Annotated in this window: 1 protein-coding gene; it reads right to left on the bottom strand. The window is 52.5% G+C overall.

Features of this window, described 5'->3' with window-relative positions; translation table 11 throughout:
* Nucleotides 1-438, bottom strand: a 438-nt coding sequence (locus RX395_RS10120) for a carboxypeptidase-like regulatory domain-containing protein (RefSeq protein ID WP_316367390.1), incomplete at both ends; no start/stop codon positions are given.

The raw sequence follows: 438 nt of genomic DNA, 5'->3' as shown, positions 1-438 counted from the left end.
GTTCCCGTCCCCGGCTTTACATCTACGTTGGTGTCCCAATGCGTATCGCCTATGCCGGGCACGATACGGACAAAGTATTGGCCCTCTGGCAGCCCGGAAAACTCGTAGTAACCTGTGCTGTCGGTGGAGGTTTCGTCGATTCTCTCGTTGGTCTCTGCGTTGTAGAGGTACACCGTTGCTCCCTCAATCGGAGCTCCTTCAGCGTCCGTTACATAACCAGAAATCGTATAGCTGTCTCCGGTCACTGTGATATCAGGATCTCCTGTACCATTGATCACCGAATCATCGTTTACCTCAATGTTTCCGGTGCTCTCGTTTACAAAGGGCCTCTCAATGACTACTGTATAGGTGCCCTCCGGCAAGACAAACTTATAATGGCCGTCCGCGCCGGTGGTCTGGTGGCCAACGAGCTGCTTGTCCTTGTCATAGACATAAACG

This window comes from Collinsella aerofaciens (assembly GCF_032584215.1).
Classification (GTDB): Bacteria; Actinomycetota; Coriobacteriia; order Coriobacteriales; family Coriobacteriaceae; genus Collinsella.
This window is presented reverse-complemented; position numbering and strand designations above follow the sequence as displayed.